Source organism: Bradyrhizobium sp. F1.13.3, assembly GCF_040548265.1.
Lineage (GTDB): Bacteria > Pseudomonadota > Alphaproteobacteria > Rhizobiales > Xanthobacteraceae > Bradyrhizobium.
In genome coordinates, this window is the sequence record NZ_JBEPRI010000022.1 from 1 (window position 1) to 15,064 (window position 15,064).

Here is a 15,064-nt window from a genome sequence, read left to right on the forward strand (position 1 = left end):
TGATGTGAAGCTGGATGCGATAGCCGTCGTATTTGACTTCGTGAATCCAGTGAGCGCCCGAAGGAGCTTTCATCTTCAGGGTCGCAAGCTGGGGGCCGATAAAGCCCGGCATGGCAGCTTGCGGCTTCTTGGCCGGTGCCCGGATACGCTTTGCCACTAACGCAACTCACAAAAAGCCCGCCGCCGGGTTGGGGAGCCGACGACGGGGCAGTCTACCTACCTTCTTCACGACTCTCCAACCGCGAAGCTGAAGCGGCGTTCCCGGGCGTTCTCTCATACAGCCGCAATCGCGATTCCAGGTTGTATTTTCAACGTCAACGAGAACGGCAGCCGAACAGGGAGCGAACGCGGTGTGCTAATTCCTTCTCAGTACCGCCCCTGCTGCGGCGCGCTCCCGCCGGCGGGAGATCAGTACCGGGAACGCAGGTCTGCTTGGCGGGAGTTTGCTTGCACCAATGATTGCCTGCGGAGATGATGCGGAATGTCGAAAGCCATGGAGTTGATTGTCGCGGGTTATGTGAGGGGCAAAGATCGACGCGCTCTCGCAGAATTGCTCGCGCATCGGCGCAAGATGCTGGGCGAGCTGCAGGCCATCTCGGGTATCGACCCGGTGAACGCCATTCGAGCCGTTCAGGACGAACTTGTTATCATCGAAGCCGGCCTGGAAGAGCTTAAGCCGCCGCCCGGATCATTGCCCGAGAACGAGTGGAACTAGGCAGCCGGCTCCGAGCACGACATAGTTCAACGACGGCGAATTTGCTGCCGACTAGCGAGTTAAAGCTTGGCCGGAAAAGATATATGGGCCGATTGCGTCGAGCACCAATTTTGCCCCGCTTGATGTCAGATGGACTATATCGCTTGCAACCACCTCTCCATTTGGCGTGCGCACCAGGCACTCCTGGCGCTGATTGCAAAGCACGTTCCTCTCGGACACATACTCCACGCCCGCCGATTTGCTGAATCGATCCATCAGGTCGTCCTCCGCCGGACCGGACACGCCGGATCCCAGTCGGTCCGGCAACTCGTGCGCGAAACGATAGTGGTTGACTATGGCGAGCGGGAGGGTGCGCTTCCAGACCGGCGGCGGTCCAATTAAGATCACCCGGGAGACGCCGGCTTTGCGCAAGCTAGCGATGGTGCCGCCGAGCTTGTCCAGGTCGGTATCAAATCCCCACATCGCGTGCAGCACCACGATATCGGGGTGAGATACCTTGATGAGGCCAAAAGCCGTCTCGTTGCTTTGCTTGCAGGACGCATTGGCGCCGGCCTCAAGAATCGGCGCGCAGCCCGGCGCACTAAAACGCGCTACGCGGAACGATGCCGATTTGGCCGCTTTGGCTATAGCCGGGAAAAGCGCCGCAGCATTCGAATCTCCCCACAATAGAAGCAAAGGTCCGTCACCTTGCTCGATGCAGCTCATGTCAAAGCTGCTGCCCGGCGCCTCGAGGAAGCAGTGGTCTTTGAATGCAGGATTATCGTCAGTGCTGACGGCCGCGACCGCCTGCAGTTCCTCTGGAAATCGCGAGACGAAGCCGGCAAAGAGGATCGTTGCGACGCCAATCACCCCGACTAACGCTAGAGTCATCGATAATCCCGGCACGACATTGCGCGCATGACGAACCGGCCATTCGACGAAGCGATATGTCAGAATCGAGAGCACGATCGCGGCGACAACCGCGGCCCATATTTCAAGGAAGTTTGGCACCCCATGCCGAACAATGCCGAGGTAAGCCAGGAGCGGCCAATGCCAAAGATAGAGTGGATAGCTGATGAGGCCAAGCAGCACAGCGGGCCTGCTCGACAACAGTAGTCGGTTGACAGCGGCATTTGGCGTCGCGATCACGGCCGCGGCGCCGAGCACGGGGAGCAGTGCCAGCGCCCCCGGAAAGGGCATCGATTTATCAAACAGCAGCGCGGAGGCCAGGATTGCGCCAACGCCGGCCGCGCTCAGGAGGTTGCTACTGTCTTTCCTCACGAGATTGGCCTCAGCCACGAGCCCTCCGATCAACAGCTCCCAGGCGCGCGGAACGGGGGCATAGAAGGCCCAATCCGGATTGGTCCACGCCAAAACTAATCCGGCTGCCAACGAGACTCCGATCAATCCGACGATGATCTGCCGACGATGTGGCGAATGCACCATCAGACCGAGAGCCAACGGCCAAAAGATATAGAATTGCTCTTCGACGCCGAGCGACCAGAGATGGAGAAGTGGATTATCTGCAGCGAGCGGCGCAAAGTACCCGGCCTGCCCGAGCTGGAACAGATTCGAAGCGAAGAGAACGCTGGCGGCAATGTTCTCTCCGAGCAGACGTAACTCTGAGGGGAGCAGGATGGCCCATCCGAGCGCATAAGCAGCCAACAGGACGGTAATCAACGCCGGAAAAATGCGTTTGATTCGTCGCCCGTAGAATGTCGAGAGCGAGAAGCCGTCGGGCGCCAGCAATATCCGGGTGATTAGAAAGCCCGAGATGACGAAGAAGATGTCAACACCGACGAAGCCGCCGGACAACATCCAGGGGTGTGCGTGATAGCCGACCACCAGCAGGATCGAAACAGCGCGAAGCCCGTCAATATCCGGCCGATAATTTTCCGATGGTTTCATGGACGTTGCAGGATGCGGCATCCGTTCTTCAACGGCCTGTGGATTTGTGATCGCCTACAAGCTGCACGCGCCTGGAGATCGCAAATTGCGGTTGATTTAACCTGAGCACGTACCGACGTCTACGCCGAGCCATGAATCGAAATCGCAGGATGCCTTGAAGACCGGTTCGCGCGGAATTGTGACAAACGTTGAAGGGCTCCAGAAGGCCGAGCACAAATCCCGCGCCTCGCCGAATAGGCCATTACCATCGACGCCCGCCGAGCACCCTGCCCTTGTTGTGATGCGTGTCGGTCTTCTTCAGCGCGTCTCGCTGGTCGCAGAGCGTATCGATCTTGCCTAGCATTCGCGAGAGCAAGGTCTCAGCCGATGCAGTCGATATGCCCGCCCGCTGGAGTCGGAGGATCTCCTTTCGCTGGCGCCCCACTTGGGTGCGCATGCGCTCGATCTCCTTCCTGATGTAGTTCAGGTCGGCCATATCCGCCTCTCGTTTGGAAAAAGACACATTAGAACGAAAAGCGAACGAATACTCAAGCCAGATTCTTCAGGAACTCGACTTTTTGGGAAGAGTTGTGCGCCCATGAAGCCGGCGAAAACCTTTAAACAGCAGACTCGCGTAGCCAAGAAGGCCGCTGAGAAGACGGCCGACGAATTCGTGTCTCGGCAAATGAAGGCTCTGGCCGCGGGGTTTAGAGCGCAGGCGAAAGTATTGAAGAAGAAAAAGAAGAAGGGGATGACCAAGGAATCTCTTCAGAACCAAGCCGACCGGGCCGAAGCCCTCGCCGCCGAGACGTAGGACGATGAGGTTAGCGAGACCCTTCTCAAGGCCGCGCGGGAATACGGAGAGCAGCTCAACAGCGAAAACAACCCCCCGGCCGATCGCCTGGGCGCCACCGACTCGGTCGCAAAGGAGGATCAGCAGTGAGCGACAGGACGGGCAATGAACCGGCACCTTTAGTGCTTTGCGGCGTGGCAATCATCCCGATCATTGCAGTATTGGCGTGGTTCGCTTTTTAGCTTTGAACCTTTTCCGCGATCGCGCGTCATACAGTCGAAGCGTCCCTAAGCTTCACCCCTACCAGAAAGCCCCGCTTCCCCCAGGCGGGGTTTTCGCTGTCCGCGCTGCATCAACGCACCAATCTCTTGAAGCGCCCTTGGCGTGACCACTTTTGCCGATACAGCAGCCTAAATGTGAAGAGGCAAACCCTAGTGGACCGGAGCGCTTTGCGTGTTTCATGGAACCGCTACATGCTGTGATGTAGGCGCGGCCTCTTGTACTTTTCGGCTCTGGGCCGATGTGACCGCCCCCGGAGGGGAGGTGAGGCTTCTGGCGCGGTCACCCTCGCGGACCGCCGTTGAACTTGCACACGCGACGCCGCGGATTTCGCAACTTTTTTTGCCCGTGACACTTTTTGGAAACTTGCGGCCTAAACTCTATGACTGTACGGCCGGAAGTTAAGCTGGATCGTCCAAGAGCGTTGAGCCGCCCCTACCCCTCTCTTGCAAATCGGCCCCATGGCCAACGCGATCAAGCGCTTACGCGCGAAAACAGGCCGCAAGGAAATCAGGGGTTTGGGGCAGCAACAGTCATGCCCTGCACTTCCGCAGCAGCCTGCTAACGTCAATCAACGGCGTGTCATCCCGCTCCGGGAGCGTGCGTGGCTGCTTGCTGCCCGCATCAAGCCCGCGCCGTATGGTTGCCCGGACGGCACGCTCACCGTCCACCGCAATCAATCCGCAGCCGTGAGCCGCGTCGAGCAGGCTGTGCTCGGCCTCACCACGGTCTAACGCACCAGCGCCGACAATCGTGCCCAGCGTAAAGCTAGTGCGATTCAGCAGCGTGCCGCGTGAGCCTGCCGCAGCGCCAGACAGCGCCGCAAGCTCCGAGCGCACAGCGGCGTCAACGTAGTGGGCGTGCTGGCCCGCCACGTAAGGCGTGCTCGTGCGCGGCACATATGGGCGCGGTCGGATCATTTCCAACAGCCATTCAGGCGCCTCGGTGGGCGGCAGGTCGCGCTCCAGCGTATATCCCGGGTTGCCGGGTACGAGGACAAACCCGCCCTGGCCACGGACGTCCCAAGCGCGCGGTAACCTGCCCGGTGAATTGCCCAGCCCGACATGGAGGAAATAGAAGTGCCTGCCGCCGGAGCGCGTGCGCACCGCCCTGGTCGGCGGCAGGGGGTGCGGCAGGTCGGACTCGGTCGCCCCCTTATAGGAATCCATATCCAACACCCAGACGCTGGTGCGCTCGCCGGTAGGCATTCCGACTAAGGCGTCCGGCCAGTCAGACCACCAGCGCTGAAGCACGTGCGGGAAGACGGAGGCGGCCTTGAAGCCATTCGAGGTATACGGCCGCTTGTTCTCAGGCTGGCACGGGAATACGGGCGTGCCCGCCGTGGCAAGGGATAGAGCTAGGTTAAGGTTCATGGCACAATCTCTATTCAGTGACACCATGACACCCAATGACTCCGTTTTACATACGGGCTTCCACACACGCGCGTGTAGGGCGATAGATACGTTTCAGGTGTCACTAGGTGTCACTGTGTTTAATTTCAATGAGTTAGGCTGCGAAGAAGTGACACCTGCTAAGTGTCATTCGCCTTCGTACCGGCTTGGTGCTCATTTTTGGTTTGTAGCCCGCTAAAACCTCTACCGAACGCCACCCTGTATTCCCTAAACCCTTCCCGCCTTAGGTGTTCAAACAGGTCACTTTGCTTCCCGGCATACTCGTTCGCCGCTTCTGCATAATTCTTCCACGACGTGAAGAGATCACTCCGCGTAGCCTTGAGATACTTGTTGTCCTTTTCGACGCGGCAACATTCCTCCAACCATCGAGAAATTGTATCTTGGCTTTCGAAGTAGTCGGCGTTCGCATCCTTTACCTTAGAGGGCCTGCCTAACCCGGCCCGCTGCCAATCCAAGCAACCATTGATCGCCCACCGCAAAATTCCGGCTGCTTCAGCCTCCAGTTTCGCGGGAAGGTCCTGATCGACGACGGCAGGTTTGATCGAGAATGGCACGACATTGAGCCGGCGCTGCATCGCGTCGGATACGCGTTTCACACGCGGCATATGGTTTCCAACAATCGACAGCTTGAACCGCGGCACAAATTCGAAGTTGTCCTGCCGCATGAAGCGAGCCGCGATCCTGTCCCCACCAGTAAGCTGCTTCACCCTTGCCTCGTCCCACGCCTTCCCTTCCTCGGTTTCACTGGCCGTCACAAGTCTCGCACCGGCAAGTCGCGCTAACTCAGTAGTGTGCCGATCGAACTTTGACGCGGTGAACACCTCCATTCCAGCCGTCGTCGCGTAGTCGTTGAGAACATATTCCATGATGGCTATGAACCTGGACTTTCCTGTCCCACTTGGACCGAATACAAAGACCAGGGCGTGCTCGCGCGTATCACCCGTCAGGCAATAGCCGAACCAACGCTTAAGAAACCCGATAAGCTCACTGTCGCCGCTTGTGGCCTCGTTAAGGAAAGCGATCCACCGCGGGCAGTCTTCGTCATCTGCGGGCGCAACCGCGGTGAGCTTCGTAATCATGTCGTCTTGATCAGCAGGCCGAAGTGCGCCGGTTCTCAGATCGACCGTCCCACCCGGAGTCCCAAGCAGATAATCGTCCGCATCCCACTCTGAAATTGAAGTGGGCATGGGCGGTTCCTTCTGGGCTAATGTTTCGATGCCGCGAATGAAACTTGCCTTGCGCGCAGCAATCAGTTCCTTCGTTTTTTTTCCAGCCGACGCGGTGTGTGCGAGGATGCGGGCTTCGTGCAACACGGCTCCCGGTTTTGTTTCCAACCAGTGCGCGCCAGACCACTTAAACCACTTACCGCGATCGCAGTCGTATCGGAGGGCAAGTAGATTACGGCGCACCAGTACGGCAGCAAGGTCGCTTTCGGAGAGGTGGATGACGGCGCCGTCGACCACCGCGATGGGCTGCTCAGTCGGCGTGAACACGACTGCGCCGTCATGCACGGTCGCATTGCCGACATCCTCGCCGGCGCGGCATCCGATCAGTGTAACCACGCCATTATGCCTGCTTAAGGTACCCCCGTGGTCGCGCTTGTAGTCGAGGAGAATCTTGTTGTGGTTGGTCTGAGCGTTGTCGTTAGCGAAGGTATTTTGCGTGTTAATGTTAGGCTGCGCGCTCATGGGCGGATGCTCCCTCTATGTAGTGAATTGCGGCCTCGGCAATCTCCTGAGCCAGCTTGGCCGAGAAAGTAACCACCCGCCCCCCGGCAGAGTTGGGCGCGTGCGCCCGGTAGCGGCCTGGCATCTTATCCGCGGTGATCTTTACGTTGAAGGCCGCTATGTCGTCGCTTAGAGCTACATTGGCGTAACAAACGACGCTGCTGTCATGTGTTCGCCTCGCAGATAACACCTTCACCATATCGGAAACCTCTTCAGCATCGCCGCCTGGACCTGGCGCGTGGTGAGATTGTCGGGCAGCGTCATCGCGTACTCGTTGAACAAGTGAATGCGATCCGGACTCGGCATCGTCAGCCAATAACGGTCTTGCTGCTTCGGCCTATTCTCCCGCTGCGATACCTGCGCTTGCTGCTGCATCACTTCACCTCCGAAGTTGAAGTTATTGATAACTATTTGCGAGTTTGGAAGCCGGACACTAAAGGCCGGGCTCGATCTATTTAGTGGTCGGCTCGGCAAAGCTGCGAGATGCTCTCGGCTAAGGGCCGATCGAGCGGGTGGTCTAGCTGGTGACCGAGTAATCCTTGCGGTCGCGCAGAACGCCAGCATGCTCGGCAAGCGGCATGTCGGACGACACAAGGACTGGACCATCGCCGATTACATCGGCCTGCGGTCTGTCGAAGCCAGGAAGCTCCTCGTTGAACCTATCGGCGAGTTCGCACAAAACCTGAACCCTAGCCTGAAGGTCAGCGCGCGCCCCAACTGCAGCCTGCCAAGCGTCATCAAGCTCTCCGTTGAAGTGGTCGGCAAAGCGCCCCTGTGCCATCTGATGCCATTCACCCTTGGCTTGGGCATGCCGGGCGGCCAGACCGTGATCGAAGTACGGGTCTAGAGATTTGCGAGCGATGGCGTCAAAAACATCGGGCCTCAGTGTCGCCATCGCATCGATTTCGGTCTGCTCAATGCCGTACCGTTCCACCCACCCAGCAGCCCTCAACTCGGTCGGCTTGAGCGGCGCATGGGGAAGGCCGAACTCCTTAACCTGCTCCACCGTCAATGCCGGCGTGATCACTCGGAACGACAGGTTGTTCGGATAATGCAGGTCCCGGAATGCACGCAGCTTATGGGCAATGCTGATGGCCATCTGATAACCGGACGGGTCGCAGTCGGCAAACACTGCGACAACCATTTCGCGGCCATCCCCGGCGCCAGTCGCAGCCATCTTCGCCAAGAGCGTATTGCTGATTTCGCCGGATGGCAGATACAGGTCTGCTTCGTACTCCTTGGCGATTGGACCGAGCGCACTCTCAAGCGAGGTTTTCTCGCCATAGATGACAAGTTGATAGGCTTGCCTGGCATCGCCCCAGTTACCGGCGACAGTCGGGATAAGGTCGTCGTCATCGGGCATGAGAAGTTGCGCGGCGAGACCCACCTTGTACCCACGAGTTGCCCTGCTACGAATCCTTATGACCGGGTCTGCGTTCCTGGCATCGAATACCTTCTCAAACGAAACGTAGCCGAGCCACCGAGCGATATTCGAGGCGTCCTGCAGGAAGGTCCAACAATCAAAGTCGTTCTTGTAAGGTATGCCTGAAGGAAGGCATGCGTCACCGAGCGAGACCACGGCATAATGAATCCCTCTGTTATGGTACGTTGCCTCGGTCCTGAATAGGCCGGCATGCTCCATCTGGTCGCGGAACCACTGGCCCTTATTATGATTGGCCTTAGTGTCGAGACGATACGGGTCAAGCCGCGGTGACAGCACGGTCAGGTTGCCAAGGTCGATGCCGGTGCGGTCCTTCTCTTCGCGGAGGATGTCACTGAGGCTCACGCCGCGACCTGGCGCTTGGTGTTGTCGTTGGCGGCACGCGCAGCGATGCGGTCAGCGATCCACTGATTCACCTCCTGACGGACGAACGCGATGCGTTTGTCCCCGAGCTGGACCGCGGCCGGGAAGCGGCCCTCCGCACGATAGCGATTCAGCATCGTGCGGCTCAGGCTAGTGAGCGCGCATGCAGTCTTCATGCTGACGAGCATGGGCTCGCAGGCCGACGGATTGGTAGACATGGGAGAGATTGATTTCAGTCTGACGCCGGTACCAGCTCCTGAGGAGTCTTTGGCTGCGTCAAGGAAACCGATACCCGCCGGCACAAGGGCCAGTCCGGGTTGCGACTGAGTCGCTTGGGCTACGGACTACATAGACAACAAATTCGCTATTGACAACTCCAAAACCGTACGAAACTGCATCCTATTTTTCGTGGAAGTGCACTCGCTCCATAGACCGCGCGCCGGAACCGGAACCCCGCCCTGCGAGGTGAGTCGCCGGAGGCGCGGCAAAGCTCTGACAAAAGTAGGGAGAGAAAGCGGGGAAGCGTTTTTTGCAATCTCGAAAAGCGCAATGAATTCAGGTTCTTAACCTGTAGTAAATGGCTCCCCGGGCTGGATTCGAACCAGCGACCATCCGATTAACAGTCGGATGCTCTACCGCTGAGCTACCGAGGAAAAGGGCGAACCCGTCGTTCGCGCGCGGCTGCGTATAACAAAGCCGCTTGCGCTTGCAAAGGACGAATTCGCTATCTGGCACATTGCGGCGAGGAAGGGGGCATGGCCCCTCCTCCGCCTGACCTCAGGTCAAGTTACTCGGCGACGAACGAAGTGGTCTTGGTGCCGGAATCGTAGCGCAGCCGGAGTGCGGTGAACTTGCAGAGGTTGACGTTCTTCCAGAGCACGGTCTCGTCATAGTTCTGCCAGTCGACGCGGACGTTCCAGACACAGCCATCGTCATCATCGTCGAACTCGACATAGGTGCTCGCCTGGTTCTGCAAAACCTTCTCCAACTCGTTGTCCCATTCGTCCATGCCATCGTCCGGGGCGTTGAAGCCCAGGAATTTGATGGCATAGCCAGTCTCGTTGACGACGGTGACGTTCCGGGCGTCAGCCGCGAACGACGGCGCGGCCGCAATCGATAGGCCGATCGCGATCAGTGCAGACAGAAAATACTTCATATGAAATTCCCCCGATCGAAACGGGCTTTCGGTGCCTGACGTCGATCGGCGCAGGCGCCGCGGCAACTAATGGCGTTGCCTTGAAGGATTCGTCGGAGGCGCAATCGAAAGGTTCGAGACGCGATCGATCCGCCTCCGGCTCGTTGCACGACGCGAGACGCGCAACGAGCCAATTCATATCGATTCGAATTCTCCGCAGCAATGAACCGGCATTCATAGATCGGCGCGGTTTGTTGTCTCCGGCGCGGGCGCCGGCACCGCGGCGCCATTGCTCTTCCCCGTCACGGCGCCGACCAGCGCCTTTACGGGATCCTCGCCCGGCGCAAAGCCGCTCTGGCGCAGGATCTCGTCGATCATCGGACGCAGCGCGTGCACCTTGAGGAGTTCGCCGGCAAGCCCCTCGCCGAAGCCGACATTGCCTCCGCCGACGCCATTGCCGCCGAACGCCCCGCCGGTATGGAGGATGCGGACGTCCTTCAGGTTTCCGATGGGCTTGACCATTTCGGCCAGCGCCGACGGCATGATCTCGATCCGCTTCTTGGCGAGTTCGAAGTCGATGACGTTGGCCCCCAGCTTGTTCTGTGCCTCGTTCTTGAGTGTGATGATGGCGGCCTCGGCCTCGCCGATATTCCTGACGCCAACCGCCTTGATCTTGTTGGACTCGGCTTCGGCGGTGGCCAGCGTCTTGGTGGCCTCGGCGCGATCGAGCGCGGCCTTCTTCTCGGCTTCGGCCGCCACGATCACCTCGGTGGATTTTCGCTCGGCCTCGGTGCGCGCGGCGAGCACCTGGGTGAGACGGGCACGATCGGCAACCTCGACGGCGCGGGCGGTCACGACCTTTTCTTCCGCGGAAACGGCGACCGCTTCGGCCGTCTTGGCTTCGGTCACGGCTTCCGAGGTCTGCTTGCTCTTGGACGCGATCTGGATCTCGTTCTCCTGGGTGGCGATCTGGATCTCGCGCTGCGCATCGGTCTTGCGCTTGTTGATCGCCAGGTCAGATTCGATCACTGCGGTTTCCTTCACCTGCTTGGCGCCCGCCTCCTTCTCGGCGACCGCCCGGTCGGTATCGATGCGGGCATTCTCCTCGGTCAGGCGCGCGGTTTGGGTCGCGGTTGCGACCTCGGCGCGGGTGCTCGCAGTTTTGTTGGCGATGTCGCGCTCCTGCGACAGTTCGGCCTCCTTCTTGGTCCGCTCGATCGTCAGGGTCTGCTGCCGCGCCTCGAGGTCCTTCTGTGCGATCGCTACCTCGTTGTCGCGCACAATGGCGTTGCGGTCGCGGCGACGAGTCTCGGTGACCGTCTTCAATTGGGTGAGACCTTCAGCGTCGAAGAAATTCTCCGGATTGAAGAATTTGACGTCGGTCTGGTCGAGTTTGGTCAGGGACACCGATTCAAGCTCGAGGCCGTTCGATTTCACGTCGGACTCGACCGTGGCCTGCACGTGCTTGACGAAGTCGGAGCGCTTCTCCTGGAGCTCGAGGATACTCATGGTGGCCGCCACCGAACGCAGACCGTCGACAAATTTCGCCTCGACCTGGTTGCGCAGCGCCTCGGCGTCGTTGGTCAGCGCGCCCAGCGTCTGGCTCGCCAGCGCGATGCTCTCATCGTCCGGGCGAACGCGCACGTAGAATTCGGCGACGATATCGACGCGCAAGCGATCCCTGGTGATCAGGGATTCCCGCTCCTTGCGCTCGACGGTCAGTCGCAGCGTCTTTAAATTGACGCTGGCATAGGAGTGGAAGATCGGCAGGATCATGGCGCCGCCGTCGAGCACGACCTTCTTGCCGCCGAGGCCGGTGCGCACGAAGGCCTCGTCGCGGGTGGCGCGCTTGTAGAGAATGGTGAAGACGATCCCGAGGACGACGATCAGCGCGACGCCGATCATGGCCGGGACTGCGATGTCGAACATGATGTTCTCCAATTAATAAATGACTGCTAGCTGCTTAGAGTGGGTTTGGACGGCTTGAGTTCATCGTCGGCCTTCACCGCCACGAAGCGGGTGCCGGCGCGATCGACCAGCAGGACTATGGTTCCCTGCGGCAGGGTCGACGATGACGGTGCGGCAACCGCCCAGACGAAATGCCGGTTACCGTGAACGTCGGCGACGCTGACGCGGCCGGGCGGTCCCTGGTCGAGCGGACCAATGACGACCTCGCCGACGCGGCCGACGAGATCGCCGAGGCCGACCGCATAGCTTTCGTCTTTGGGAATGGCCCGCGCGATGGCGCGGCTGGTGGCGCGAACGAGCGGAACCGAGACGACGACCGCCCCTACCGAGGCGACCGTCGCTGGTAAGGGACCGGCCACCATCCGCGCGATGTCCTGGATCAGGAAGCCGGTGATTGAGAAGGCACCGAGCAGCAACAGCAGGAAAATCAGCAGCGGCACGCCGCCGAGATTGATCCAGGAGATGGCGTTGACGACGCCATTGTCGCTGGGATGACCGAAATCGATGGTGGTGCCGAGCATTTCGCTCAGGGAGGCCCCGACCAGCATCGAGACCACTTCGATCGAGCCGACAATGAGGATCATGGCCGCCGCGATCGCGAACGGCCTGACCTCGGGCGACATGACATGTTCGAGCAGTGCGCTCATGACACAGGTCTCAGGAGCGCGACTTCAACCGGGCCAGCCTCGCTGCAATCTCCTTGTCGCGATGCAACGTGCTGAGCTCGTCGATGTCGCTCGAGAACGGGATGGATGCCGGAACGCCGGTGGCGCGCGCCACCGCCCTGCCCGCACGCAGCGCCTTGGCCGCCGCCGAGGTGCCGCCGGGCTTCCGCAGTGAAGTCGAGGCCTGGTGACTTGCGGCCGCCTCGCTCTTTTCGAGGTCGGCGCGGCGCAGTTCGGCGTCCTGGAGCGCGGAGAGAACGGCACGCAGAGACGTCACGCACTGCTCGATCTTTTCGTTGTTCTCGTCGATGGCGCGGGAGAGCACCTCGAACTGGGCCTCCAGATCCATCTGCCGCGCGATGCCCGAGCGGGCGAGATCGTCGCGGCTATCAGCGATCGCGCCCTCGATCTTTGGAGCGAGATCGGTCATCTCGCGCTCGATCTCGGTGCGGCGCGCGTTGAGGCGATATTCTTCGGCCCGCGCAGACGCGAGCGCATCTCGCGCCTCGGCCTCGGCGCGCTCGATCTCGCGGATGGCCTGTCCGACCACCCCAAGCTTGTTCTTGCCTTCGGCCTGCTCGATCGCGTCGTAGGCAATCCCGGCGATCAGGCGTCCGACCCGCGACAGGAAATTCTCGGGAGCGGCAGCGATGGTATCCATGGCGTTCTCCTCCTCTGGCAGATTGTTCGGCGTGACGCCGTAGTGAACTTCGAAACCGTCGTCGGTGCGGATCAGGTGCGCGGGCACGCTCTGGCCCCAGCCCTCGGCATAGCCGGCGTAGTCGAAGGGCACGCTGAAGCGCCCTTGCACGGTGGCAATCGAAATGGTGGCTGGACCTTTGATCTTGGCAAGCTTGTCGTCGAGCGGTAGGCGGCGCCCCTGGGCCGCGCGATAGTCGGCGCGGTCGCGCAGGCCCAGCGTCACCAGCCGCGAGGGCAGCGCGGTCTGTTTGCGGATTGGCTCATAGGCATGAGCATGCAGCAGGACGACGTTGGAACCCACGTTATGGCTCCGCGCCACCTCGTCCAGGATCTCCATCATGCGGTCATAGGCTCTGAACGTCGCCTCCAGCGCGGCCTTGGCGGCGGGGTCAGGCGCAAGTCGGTATCGCAGCGCCGATGGCGCGTTTCGGGGTGACAGGTTCACGGAAAGCACTAAAGCACCATCTTGGTACTTCAGGAAGAGGAGGCTTGATCACGTTCCACTGATCCTTTGGCATCAGCGATTAGTCGAGGCGGCTGAAGTCTGCGTTCAAGCGCTTGATCACTTCTAAATCGCGGCCGACCAAGACTTCTTGCACGCGCGGGTTGCAATTTGAGACGAAATGGAGGGTCCCGGACAAGCGAAGCGCCGAGCCGGGAGCCAGGAGCCAGGAGCCAGGAAGTCGCACACACGCTGTGGCATCGGCTCCGGCTCAGCAGCGCACCGCTGAAGGAGCGCTGGGCTGCGTCCCGGGCACAAGACCGAGGTGGAGGCGCCCGCTCTCTCCACGTCATTGCGAGGAGCTCTTGCGACGAAGCCGTCCAGATCCCTACCATGGAGGATTTTGGATTGCTTCGCTGCGCTCGCAATGACGGAGCAAGCGGCATCGACGATCGCCAACAACTCCCATTCTGCGTCGCGGCCACAGCTTCGCGTCCTCGCGGCTTGGCTCGCCCGAGCTTTGCTTCGTCTCGTACACCCTCCTCGTCAGAGGGCGCAGGGAAGACCGGGTGCCGGCTGGCACCCACGGTCCACTGTGCGAAGGTTGCACTACAAGAGGCTGCAGCGGCATACAGGTGAAGCCCAACACACGGCCTTCCCTGCGCAGTGGTTGACGGCTTATGCCGAGCTCTCCCCGGGGAGCGATGCACTATTGCCCCCGTCGCCTTGTGGATGGCTGATGCTGCGTGCCCGGTCGGGCAGCGACATCACCACAAGACTTGACGCACAGACCCCGGGCGTCAGGACGACACGGTTTTGCCGTACGCGAGCCACACCGGTCGTGTGCGCGACGCCTTCGCTCACGGTTTCCCGCCCTGCGAGGCCCTTCGCGCCGATGCTGCCCGCGTCCACCGCAGCTCACCCCACGTTTCGTGACGATCGCGATACGCCCCTCTGACCGGGGTGAGGTGCCGACAAGATGCGATAAATCAGAATTTCTGTAAAGGCGAATATTTTCGCGCGAGCGGATTGACCTGTCGTTTGGGTGTTTTGCCCGTCGGGCGACGCAAGGTCTTGTAGCCCGGATGGAGCGCAGCGTGATCCGGGGGCCCTGTCTCCGCGGAACGAATCCCGGATTGCGCTGCGCTCCATCCGGGCTACGGACTGTCGTCTGACGGCCGACGGCACACCAGGTCGATCTCGATCAGTGCGTCATAGGCAAGTCCGGTGACGCCGACGCAGGTGCGGGCCGGCAGCCGTCCGGGCGCGAAGAATTCGCGATAGATCTCGTTCATCGCGGTGTAGTCTTCCTTGAAACGCGTGAGATAGATGCGTGTCATCACGACGTGCTCGAGACCGAGGTCGACGCCCGCCAAAACAACTTTCAGGTTCTCCATCACCGCCCTCGTCTGTGCGACGATGCCGTCGGGCAACACGCCCGGTGTTTGCGGCGTGTCCGGCATTTGGCCGGTGACGAAGACAAAACCGTCGGTCTCCACCGCGTGGCTGAAGGGCGCGACCGGCTTCGGTCCGCCGCTGATCATGTGGAATTTCAC

The 15,064-nt window shown here is 60.5% G+C and carries 14 protein-coding genes and 1 tRNA gene; 2 read left to right on the forward strand and 13 right to left on the reverse strand.

What is annotated here, in order from left to right:
• Window positions 1-481 precede the first annotated feature (481 nt).
• A complete protein-coding gene (locus ABIB66_RS37405; protein WP_275174547.1) occupies window positions 482-715 on the forward strand; it encodes a hypothetical protein in 234 nt (77 codons plus the stop codon).
• A 51-nt stretch (window positions 716-766) separates the two neighbouring features.
• On the opposite strand, the gene ABIB66_RS37410 is transcribed toward ABIB66_RS37405, so the two are convergent.
• Window positions 767-2,623, reverse strand: a complete 1,857-nt coding sequence (locus tag ABIB66_RS37410; RefSeq protein WP_354258249.1) for an acyltransferase family protein — start codon at window positions 2,621-2,623, stop codon at window positions 767-769.
• Window positions 2,624-2,843: 220 nt separating this feature from the next.
• Entirely contained in the window at window positions 2,844-3,077 is a 234-nt protein-coding gene (locus ABIB66_RS37415) for a hypothetical protein (RefSeq protein WP_354258252.1), read from the reverse strand.
• Between the two features lie 102 nt (window positions 3,078-3,179).
• Between ABIB66_RS37415 and ABIB66_RS37420 the strand changes: the two genes are divergently transcribed.
• The gene (locus ABIB66_RS37420) at window positions 3,180-3,395 is read left to right on the forward strand and encodes a hypothetical protein (RefSeq protein WP_354258256.1); all 216 of its coding nucleotides are present in this window, start codon (window positions 3,180-3,182) and stop codon (window positions 3,393-3,395) included.
• A gap of 791 nt (window positions 3,396-4,186) precedes the next feature.
• Here the strand turns inward: ABIB66_RS37420 and ABIB66_RS37425 are convergent.
• The 11 genes from ABIB66_RS37425 to ABIB66_RS37475 form a co-directional block, all read right to left on the reverse strand.
• Window positions 4,187-5,026, reverse strand: coding sequence for a bifunctional DNA primase/polymerase (locus ABIB66_RS37425; protein WP_354258259.1), 840 nt, complete (start codon window positions 5,024-5,026; stop codon window positions 4,187-4,189).
• Between the two features lie 158 nt (window positions 5,027-5,184).
• Window positions 5,185-6,753 carry a phage/plasmid primase, P4 family gene (locus ABIB66_RS37430; protein ID WP_354258262.1) on the reverse strand — a complete coding sequence of 523 codons (1,569 nt, stop codon included), beginning with the start codon at window positions 6,751-6,753 and terminating at the stop codon, window positions 5,185-5,187.
• Between the two features lie 231 nt (window positions 6,754-6,984).
• Window positions 6,985-7,167, reverse strand: coding sequence for a hypothetical protein (locus ABIB66_RS37435; protein WP_354258265.1), 183 nt, complete (start codon window positions 7,165-7,167; stop codon window positions 6,985-6,987).
• Window positions 7,168-7,309: 142 nt separating this feature from the next.
• Entirely contained in the window at window positions 7,310-8,578 is a 1,269-nt protein-coding gene (locus ABIB66_RS37440; protein ID WP_354258267.1) for a hypothetical protein, read from the reverse strand.
• On the reverse strand, window positions 8,575-8,814 hold the full coding sequence (locus tag ABIB66_RS37445; RefSeq protein WP_247523881.1) for a helix-turn-helix transcriptional regulator: 240 nt from the start codon (window positions 8,812-8,814) through the stop codon (window positions 8,575-8,577). The genes ABIB66_RS37440 and ABIB66_RS37445 overlap by 4 nt, the downstream gene beginning before the upstream one ends.
• Before the next feature lie 360 nt (window positions 8,815-9,174).
• Window positions 9,175-9,249 (reverse strand) — tRNA-Asn (locus ABIB66_RS37450).
• A gap of 134 nt (window positions 9,250-9,383) precedes the next feature.
• Window positions 9,384-9,752: a hypothetical protein gene (locus ABIB66_RS37455; protein WP_275172595.1), complete on the reverse strand. Its 369-nt coding sequence runs from the start codon at window positions 9,750-9,752 to the stop codon at window positions 9,384-9,386.
• 213 nt (window positions 9,753-9,965) lie between these two features.
• On the reverse strand, window positions 9,966-11,660 hold the full coding sequence (locus ABIB66_RS37460) for a flotillin family protein (RefSeq protein ID WP_354210330.1): 1,695 nt from the start codon (window positions 11,658-11,660) through the stop codon (window positions 9,966-9,968).
• 26 nt (window positions 11,661-11,686) lie between these two features.
• Complete coding sequence (locus ABIB66_RS37465; protein ID WP_354210331.1) at window positions 11,687-12,346, reverse strand: OB-fold-containig protein; 660 nt, start codon at window positions 12,344-12,346, stop codon at window positions 11,687-11,689.
• 10 nt (window positions 12,347-12,356) lie between these two features.
• On the reverse strand, window positions 12,357-13,520 hold the full coding sequence (locus ABIB66_RS37470) for a PspA/IM30 family protein (RefSeq protein ID WP_354210332.1): 1,164 nt from the start codon (window positions 13,518-13,520) through the stop codon (window positions 12,357-12,359).
• A gap of 1,145 nt (window positions 13,521-14,665) precedes the next feature.
• A complete protein-coding gene (locus tag ABIB66_RS37475) occupies window positions 14,666-15,064 on the reverse strand; it encodes a RidA family protein (RefSeq protein ID WP_354210334.1) in 399 nt (132 codons plus the stop codon).

Excerpts from the sequence above, each read along its gene's own strand:
- ABIB66_RS37425 (WP_354258259.1), bottom strand. The coding sequence starts at position 5,026 with ATGAACCTTAACCTAGCTCTATCCCTTGCCACGGCGGGCACGCCCGTA.
- ABIB66_RS37420 (WP_354258256.1), top strand. The coding sequence starts at position 3,180 with ATGAAGCCGGCGAAAACCTTTAAACAGCAGACTCGCGTAGCCAAGAAG.
- ABIB66_RS37405 (WP_275174547.1), top strand. The coding sequence starts at position 482 with ATGTCGAAAGCCATGGAGTTGATTGTCGCGGGTTATGTGAGGGGCAAA.
- ABIB66_RS37410 (WP_354258249.1), bottom strand. The coding sequence starts at position 2,623 with ATGCCGCATCCTGCAACGTCCATGAAACCATCGGAAAATTATCGGCCG.
- ABIB66_RS37460 (WP_354210330.1), bottom strand. The coding sequence starts at position 11,660 with ATGTTCGACATCGCAGTCCCGGCCATGATCGGCGTCGCGCTGATCGTC.
- ABIB66_RS37415 (WP_354258252.1), bottom strand. The coding sequence starts at position 3,077 with ATGGCCGACCTGAACTACATCAGGAAGGAGATCGAGCGCATGCGCACC.
- ABIB66_RS37430 (WP_354258262.1), bottom strand. The coding sequence starts at position 6,753 with ATGAGCGCGCAGCCTAACATTAACACGCAAAATACCTTCGCTAACGAC.
- ABIB66_RS37435 (WP_354258265.1), bottom strand. The coding sequence starts at position 7,167 with ATGCAGCAGCAAGCGCAGGTATCGCAGCGGGAGAATAGGCCGAAGCAG.
- ABIB66_RS37445 (WP_247523881.1), bottom strand. The coding sequence starts at position 8,814 with ATGTCTACCAATCCGTCGGCCTGCGAGCCCATGCTCGTCAGCATGAAG.
- ABIB66_RS37465 (WP_354210331.1), bottom strand. The coding sequence starts at position 12,346 with ATGAGCGCACTGCTCGAACATGTCATGTCGCCCGAGGTCAGGCCGTTC.
- ABIB66_RS37455 (WP_275172595.1), bottom strand. The coding sequence starts at position 9,752 with ATGAAGTATTTTCTGTCTGCACTGATCGCGATCGGCCTATCGATTGCG.